Annotated in this window: 5 protein-coding genes and 1 pseudogene; 4 read left to right on the forward strand and 2 right to left on the reverse strand. The window is 61.0% G+C overall.

Annotation, left to right across the window (positions count from 1 at the left end; genetic code table 11):
* The first annotated feature begins 8 nt into the window (after positions 1–8).
* On the forward strand, positions 9–815 hold the full coding sequence (gene eutC / locus J3489_RS24530; RefSeq protein WP_207002495.1) for an ethanolamine ammonia-lyase subunit EutC: 807 nt from the start codon (positions 9–11) through the stop codon (positions 813–815).
* Here eutC and J3489_RS24535 read toward each other — a convergent pair.
* Both J3489_RS24535 and J3489_RS24540 read right to left on the reverse strand, forming a co-directional pair.
* A pseudogene (locus J3489_RS24535) lies at positions 813–921 on the reverse strand (aldehyde dehydrogenase family protein); the annotation flags it as partial. The gene eutC and the pseudogene J3489_RS24535 overlap by 3 nt on opposite strands.
* 65 nt (positions 922–986) lie before the next feature.
* A complete protein-coding gene (locus tag J3489_RS24540) occupies positions 987–1,661 on the reverse strand; it encodes a TagK domain-containing protein (protein WP_207002496.1) in 675 nt (224 codons plus the stop codon).
* Positions 1,662–2,136: 475 nt separating this feature from the next.
* Here J3489_RS24540 and J3489_RS24545 point away from each other — a divergent pair, with 475 nt between their 5' ends.
* From J3489_RS24545 to J3489_RS24555, 3 genes are read left to right on the forward strand one after another with little or no spacing between them, the layout of a single operon-like run.
* A complete protein-coding gene (locus J3489_RS24545; RefSeq protein WP_207002497.1) occupies positions 2,137–4,659 on the forward strand; it encodes a type VI secretion system Vgr family protein in 2,523 nt (840 codons plus the stop codon).
* Positions 4,660–4,678: 19 nt separating this feature from the next.
* Positions 4,679–6,946 (forward strand): peptidoglycan DD-metalloendopeptidase family protein, encoded by a 2,268-nt coding sequence (locus J3489_RS24550; RefSeq protein WP_207002498.1) that lies wholly within the window; start codon positions 4,679–4,681, stop codon positions 6,944–6,946.
* 5 nt (positions 6,947–6,951) lie between these two features.
* Positions 6,952–7,587: a hypothetical protein gene (locus J3489_RS24555; RefSeq protein WP_207002501.1), complete on the forward strand. Its 636-nt coding sequence runs from the start codon at positions 6,952–6,954 to the stop codon at positions 7,585–7,587.
* The last annotated feature ends 123 nt before the right edge of the window (positions 7,588–7,710 follow it).

The raw sequence follows: 7,710 nt of genomic DNA on the forward strand, positions 1-7,710 counted from the left end.
GAGGCATCATGAACGACTTCCTCGAAAAGAATCCGTGGAATGCGTTGCGGCAGTTCACGCAGGCGCGCATCGCGTTGGGGCGCGCGGGCAACAGCCTGCCGACCGCGCCGCTGCTCGCGTTCAACTTGTCTCACGCGCAGGCGCGCGATGCGGTTCACCATCCGCTCGATGCCGATGTGTTGCATCGGCAACTGCAGGACGCGGGGTTTGGCACGCTCGATGTCCACAGCGCCGCGCCCGATCGTGCGCACTATCTGCGCCGGCCCGACTTGGGGCGGCGTTTGTCGGATGAGAGCCGCGAGGCGCTGAAGCATTTGTCGCTCGATCCGTCCGAAGTGGTGTTCGTGATTGGCGACGGCTTGTCGGCGTTCGCGGCCTCGCGGCAATCGCTGCCGCTGTTGCAGGCGGTCACGGCGAGGCTGGCGGATTGGCGCATCGGCCCGGTCGTGGTCGCGCGCCAGGCGCGCGTTGCGCTCGGCGATGAGATCGGCGAAATCCTGCGCGCGAAGCTCGTCGTGATGCTGATCGGCGAGCGGCCGGGGCTCAGCTCGCCCGATAGCCTCGGCATCTATCTGACGTACGCGCCGAAAGTCGGCACAGCGGACTCGCAACGCAACTGCATTTCCAACGTGCGGCCGGAAGGCTTGAGCTATGACGCTGCCGCCCACAAGCTGCACTATCTGCTGACGCATGCCCGGCGGCTCGGGCTGACCGGCGTCGGTTTGAAGGACGATAGCGACGCGCTGCTGGGCGCGCCGCAAACGCAACCGCGAGCGATCGAAGACGGCGCTTCGAATGCCGACGATGCGGGCTGAGCGTCTCGCGGCCGATACCGGATTGCTTGCAGCCGCCGAATGCCGCGTGCGCCGGGTATGCGTGATAGCAATTGGTCCGCACGCGGCCTGCTTGAATGTTGCGGCCGAATGGGAGCGGCCTTCGGATTCGCTACGGGAGAGGCGGGCGGCGCAGGGGCGGCGCAACGCCGTTTAAGTCGACGTCGATCCCATCGAGTCAGGTGCGGACAGCGGACTGTCGATATCGACCGAATGGTGTTCGCGCCGCGTCAGCGCGGGCAGCGAAGCGGCTGGCCGGCGCGATGCTGCGCTCTGATATTTCGCAGGAGCGAAAAGCCGAAGAATCTCGGGAATCGGTTCGGCTGCGGCGGGATCGGGGGCGCCGTCGTCGCCAAGCGGGCCGAAAGCGTCTTCCATGACGAGCGCGCGAGACAGCAGCGCCTCGATCGACTGCACACGGCTCGCCGAATCAGCAAGCGCGACGGCTGACGACAGCGATGGCTCGTCTACCGAGGGCACCCGCGCAGTCGGGTCTTCTGCGAACGATGCATGCGGATCGTCGAGCGCTCGAAGGTATTGGTCGTGGAGCGTGTCGATGAGATCGTCGGCGTCAATGCCGCTCGGCCGCGTTGCGGGCTTCCCGCTACCGGCGACAGGCGGCGAGCTGATCGAGGCCAATATGGCCTCGCTGCCGCGCGAGTCTTCCCGCGGGCAATCCCCCGCCGTGCCAAGCAGTTCCTCGATCGTCCGGCGGGCGTGATGCTGCTCGTCGAGCGACGCATGGGTTTCCCACGGCTCTTTGGGTTCGTTCCGCCCGTTGAGCGTCGGTGCGGCACTGCCGCTCATGACCGGCTCTTTTCTGCGCATGCGATGTCCGTGTGTATTGGCGAAAAACGTCGGGCCCGCATTTTAAACAGGATGATCAATCGCGGGCGGCTGTTATTTCGACAAATATGCGTTTTATGTTGAATTAAATCAATCTTGGAATTAAGCCGATGCGGTTTGAATTCCATGGTGTGAGTGAAGTAACACTGCGGCATTTTGACGCAAATGCGTTGACTCAATGTCTCTCGGCCGATCGATGCGTCCCGGCGTGGCGCTGGCCTATGCGAATTTATGCCAATTTGATGGTGTTTTGTTAATCGTTCAGAGCAATTGCTTTTTATATAAGATGATTTAAGAAATTTCCTAGAAATGTTTGTCAATTGACGAGTTCCGGATATCCATGTGCTAATGCGTTCCTCGCTAAAGAATATATTTCGCCAGCGCGGGAACAAGCCACACATCGGGCGACGAACAATCGAGCCCCAGCACGCAAAAAACAACGATTCCGAGAGACCGCATGACGCAGAACCCACTATTTGACGCCGCACGTACGCTGTCCGTCTCAGGGGCGGCGCTGCCCATGGACGCCGGGCAGTCGCTCTTCACGCCTGTTCGCCTCACCGGCACCGAAGCGCTCGGCGAACTGTTCGAGTACACGCTTGAACTAAAGACACCCGACGCGCTCGCGTTCTCGCCCAGTGTCGCCGCGAACCTCGAGCTCGACAAACTGATCGGCACCGAGGTCACCGTGTCGATCGAAATCGAAGGGAACGGGCACTTCATCGCCGGGCTCACCGGCGACGCCGGTGCCGCAAACGTCGGCGCCGGCACCCGCGAGATCACGGGCCTCGTGGCTGCCGCGCGCCTGTTGCGCACGGAAGGCCGCTCAGTTGTCTACGCATTGACGCTGCGCCCGTGGCTTTGGCTTGCCACGAAGAATCAGGATTGCAGATTATTTCAGGATAAATCGGTGGTGGAGATCACTGAGGAGGCGCTGGCGCGCTACTCGTTTCGGGTGGAGATGCGCCTGAGCGCGCCGCGTCCCAACGATGCTTATCCGAAGCGCGATATCCAGCGCCAGCACTGGGAAAGCGATTTCGCGTTCCTGCGTCGGCTGTGGGAGGAGTGGGGCATCTACTTCTGGTTCGAGCATCGCGACGGCAAGCATGTCCTTGTTCTGTGCGATTCGATCGGCGCGCATCAAGCGCACGGCGAGGCGTATCGGACCATTCGCTACGCCGCGCCTGCGGCCAAGCGCATCGACGAGGAACATATTCACGCGTTGTCGGTCGCGCATGCGCTGACCACCGGCGCGGTGTCGAGCGTCGATTACGACTGCACGCAGCCGCGCGCGGACCTTTCCGCGATTCGCGAAGACCCGCGCGATACGAGCTTTGCACGGCAGGAACGCTACACGTGGGGCGACTACTCGCAGCCGCAGGCGGGCTCCGCGGGCCTCGCCGGGGTTCACAACGATCCGCGCACTGAGGCCGAGTATCTGGTGCTGGTGCAAATGCAAGCGGAGCGCTGCCAGGGGTTGCGCGCGACCGGCCAAGGCAATTTGCGCGGCCTCACGACCGGCCGGACGTTCGAGCTCACGCACTACCAGCAGGAGGCGGCGAATCGCGAATATCTGGTGGTGTCGAGCACTCTCGACATTCAGGAGATCGCCGAAGAAAGCGGCACTATCCAGCGCTATCGCTGCGACACGAAGTTCGAGATCCAGCCTACCAGCGAGGCGTTCCGCCTGTTGCGCGAGACGACGAAGCCGCGCACGCACGGACCGGAGACGGCGATCGTCGTCGGTCCCGAGACGCAGGAGATCTGGACCGACGCATACGGGCGGGTGAAGGTGCAGTTCTGGTGGGACCGGCAGGGGCGGAAGGACGAGCGTTCGAGTTGCTGGATACGCGTGTCGTCGCCGTGGCAGGGCAGCGAGTTCGGTGCGACGCACTTGCCGCGCATCGGGCAGGAGGTGATCGTCGACTACCTGAACGGCGATCCGGATTTGCCCATCATCACGGGGCGGGTGGTGAACGCGTCGCAGTTGCCGGCGTGGAAGCTGCCGGAGAATCAGGCGCTCTCCGGTTTCAGGAGCCGGGAGCTTGGAGGCGGACGCGCCAACCATCTGGTGATGGACGACACCCACGGCAAGATTCAGGTGCAACTGTCGAGCGACCATGCGTGCTCGCAGTTGAATCTGGGCAGCATCGCGCGGATACCGGGCAACGCGGGGCGGCAGGACGCGCGAGGGGAAGGGTTCGAGTTGCGGACGGATGGGCATGGGGTGGTGCGGGCGGCGCAAGGGATGGTTGTGACGACCGAAGCGCGGAGCGATGCGCAGGGGCATGCGAAGGATCTTGGCGAGACGATTCAGCGACTTGCTCAGGCGCGCGACCTCCACGCGAGGCTGACTGGCTTGGCACAGCAGCAGGCGGCGCAGGCGCTCCGCAAGGACCAGGATGAAGTCGCCAAATCGATCGGGGCGCAAAACGATGCAATTCGCGGAGGCGCCAAGACCGGCAGCGATAGGTTCCCTGAGTTCACGACACCGCATTTGACGCTCGCAAGTCCGGTTGGCATTCAGACGACCACCGCGGGCAGCACGCATCTGGCAAGCGGAGAACATCTGGCGCTGACGACCGGCGGTCACATCGGCATGGCAGTCGGCAGGTCATGGTTTGCAAGCGTGGCCGACCGTATCTCTTTGTTCGTGCACAAGCTCGGCATCAAGCTCATCGCGGCATCAGGAAAAGTCCGCATCGAGGCGCAAAACGACGATATCGAAGTGATCGCGAAGCGAGTCGTCGAAATCATGAGCACGACAGACTGGATCAATCTCAAGGCCAAGCAAGGCGTGCGCATCAATGGCGGCGGGTCCGAACTGGAGATCAGCGAGAAGGGCATCTTCGGGTTCACGGATGGGCCGCATGTGATTCACGCCGCTGATCACCAGACTCCGGGACCGGAAACCCGGCCACAGAATTTCCCGTCGTCATCGTCGGAGGAGATGGAGCGGGCATTTCCATTTTCACGATGACATCCGAAGGAATTCACACATGATCATCAGCCCACCGTTCTTGCCCCGCGCGGCAGGCTCCGAATTGGACGCAGCCGAAGCCGGCCACGCGCAGGCACAGGAACACAACATCTGCCACGCCGGCATGCAAGAGTGCGCGCCGGGCGACGGCGCGTATCCGGTGAGCTATAGCCTGGGCTGGCATGGCGGCGCGCACCTGATCGCGCCGCGCAATGCGCGCGGCGAAGCTGAGGTGGTGCGCGCGATTGCCGATGGCGTGGTGGTGTATGCGCGCCAGAACGACGCCACTCAAAAGCCCGCCTTGCTGCACGCCGGGGTGCGCACCGACGACGGTTGCGTGGTGCTCAAGCACACCACCGAGATCGGCGAAGGCGAAAGTGCGAAGGTGACGTACTTCTCGATCTATATGCACCTGCAATCGGTGGCGGGTGCGCTGGCGGTGGGCAAGCGGGTGTACCGCAAGGATGCGTTGGGTGCGGTCGGCCAGATTTACGGTCAGAACGGGCGGATGCACTTCGAGATCGTGTGTGACGAGGCGAACCTGACGAAGCTGGTGGGTCGCGCAAGCGGGCGCTTGAGCGCGGGCGCGGGTCGCAAGGATGCGATCTATGGCGACATCTGGTTCAAGGTGCCCGCGGGCACGAAGCTGTTTGCTAAGGAACCGCATCCGTATCGGACGGACGATAGTGAACCGCCGCTTGGGCGGACGGCCCAGTCGCAGCTGGTGCTGCCGCCTCAGACACCCCTGGTGGCGGGTGGAACGCGCAGCGAACTCTACGTGCGCATGCGCTACGCGCGCGGCGATTGCACGTTGACGACGTTTCGCGAGCAAGACGGCCGCTATCACGAAGTTGGCCGACAACCGGAGGCGGGCTACGAGTACGACCTGTACAAACGGGCGACCGATCTAAGCGCGAAGTACGTGGAGCTGAATCAGGCGCTGGGGTCGAACTACGCGACGGTGCCGTCGCCGAGTTCGATCTTCGAGATGCTGCGTTTGGGGCGCATCGTGGGGCCGGACGCGATGCCGGCGAATGCGAAGTTCGGGCACTGGCGCAAGGTCGTGACGCCGGAGGCGACGGGGTGGATCAACCTGAATGGCGCACAAGTCGGCGTGTACAGCGACGCGGACTTTCCGCACTGGGCGGGGTGGAGCCTGATCGACGACGACGCGACACCGGATAGCCTGTGTGATTCGCCGACCATTAGGCGTTGGCTGGATGTGAATGGCGATGGTCACGTTACGCATGCCGAGGCGGTAGAGGCGCTGCATAACGAAGTGGTGCGGGAGCGGCTGTCAAAGGCGATCTGCAAATTTCCGATCGAATGGTCGAGGGATGTCAACCTGATCGATAAGCGTTGGGGCTGGCTCAAGCAGCCGAGCGATGCGTGGGATAAGCCGCTATCGGAGAAGGCGTTTGGAGTGCTGAAGGCGCATATTCAGGCGCTGGCGTTTTGGGAGGACATCAGCGATGCAGACCTGCCGACGGCGGAGCAGTGCTGGCATGTGCCGCCGAAGGCGTTTATTGAGCAGTTCAGGAAGTGCGGGTGGATGTCTCTGGAGGAAATTCTGCGGATCGTTCCGCAGGCCAAGGCGTTAAACATTCAGCAATTCAAAAACTCACTTAACTTTGTCGCGAGCAAGTACCTATCGGGAAATAAGGTCAGGCTAAGTCACTTCATGGGGCAGGTAGCACACGAAACAGGTGATTTGCAAGGAGCGATGGTCGAGCATGGAAACAACCCGCAAAGTCGAACGCACGAGTCCGCGCAAAGCTACTACCAAGGCCCTGACACATACGCATATTTTGTCAAAGGTGCAGGCTATGAGCGGCCCCTAAATACGCTCGGCAACGAGTACAACTCGGGAGACGGAATAAAGTTCAGAGGTAGAGGTGCGTTGCAGATTACTGGGCGTGCGGCTTATGCGTCGTACTGGGTGTTCCGAGGTTGGCTGGAACAAGGGGTGTTTGATAAAAGCTGGTGGTCCAAACAGGGGTGGTGGTCTGTACCCCGAAATCCCTCCATCCGTCCAGCCTCTATCGCTGATCCGCAGAAAATATCCGCTAGAAAAGTCGGCAATGAATTGAATCCGTTAGACGTTGCCGGATGGTATTGGGTTGGCCACAAAATTAGCGAAGCCTGCGACTCAGAAAGCTCGACTGCACCAAACGCTCCTTGTTCAGTCGCAGTTTCACAAAAAATCAACTTTTATGATCAGAGCACGTTCGGCACCCGAAAAGTTCGTACGGAACGTGCCAAAGGAGTCTTATGCGACGCCACTTGATAGTTATGTCAATGCTTTCTTGCTTTTTTGTCCAAGCCGACGCAATGGCGGAATGTAACGAGCAGCAAGAAGCCGGTGCGGACTTGCCCATCGCCGGTCGCGGAAGCGTACATGCAATTGCGTGCAGTACGTCTGATGGTATTGGCACTATTGAGATCGATGTCGTGCGTCGAGAGAAGACGAAAGCGACGCTGCAGACGACCTATGAGAGTCCCGCCTACGTGCTGACGCTCGACACCACGATTGCATTTGACGCCGGCGCCTCTCAAGGAGTGGGCGTGTCAACCGGGAGAGGGCGCGACGGGACCGGAATGCATTACTGGAAGATTCCTACTACCGGCGAGTCGATTGTTGACCTTGGAGATGCGCCAAGTCTACAGCCTGATAAGTTTATGCGTGGGGTTTTCTCGACGTTAGTCTCAAGTGCAGGGCAGTATCAATCGATCAGATACTTTTACGAAGTAAAGGGGGATCGCCTTGTCCCGACAAAGGCGGTTGGCTTCTATGCAAAGAGTCCACAGACTTTCGTCGCGACGTTGATGGACCTGTTGCCCTCTGGTGAGGCGGTTCCGACGAGGCAGAGGACGCTATCTGTCGAGAATGCAAATAGGTGTATGAACGGGAAAATTTCTTGCTGGTGAGAACTGAGCCGATAGGAGGTCTTGGAATGAGGTGCTTATGCCGAATCGGGTAGTGTGCGGAGATATGTGCAAGAAGGCTGAGGGGGCAAGTGCCTGAGGTGGAAGGTGACCATGGTGTAAGTT

Origin of the sequence: Trinickia mobilis (assembly GCF_017315705.1) — a bacterium.
Taxonomy (GTDB): domain Bacteria; phylum Pseudomonadota; class Gammaproteobacteria; order Burkholderiales; family Burkholderiaceae; genus Trinickia_A; species Trinickia_A mobilis.

Bases quoted from the DNA above. Each gene is read 5' to 3' on its own strand.
- eutC (WP_207002495.1), top strand. From the start codon at position 9: ATGAACGACTTCCTCGAAAAGAATCCGTGGAATGCGTTGCGGCAGTTC.
- J3489_RS24540 (WP_207002496.1), bottom strand. From the start codon at position 1,661: ATGCGCAGAAAAGAGCCGGTCATGAGCGGCAGTGCCGCACCGACGCTC.
- J3489_RS24545 (WP_207002497.1), top strand. From the start codon at position 2,137: ATGACGCAGAACCCACTATTTGACGCCGCACGTACGCTGTCCGTCTCA.
- J3489_RS24550 (WP_207002498.1), top strand. From the start codon at position 4,679: ATGATCATCAGCCCACCGTTCTTGCCCCGCGCGGCAGGCTCCGAATTG.
- J3489_RS24555 (WP_207002501.1), top strand. From the start codon at position 6,952: ATGTCAATGCTTTCTTGCTTTTTTGTCCAAGCCGACGCAATGGCGGAA.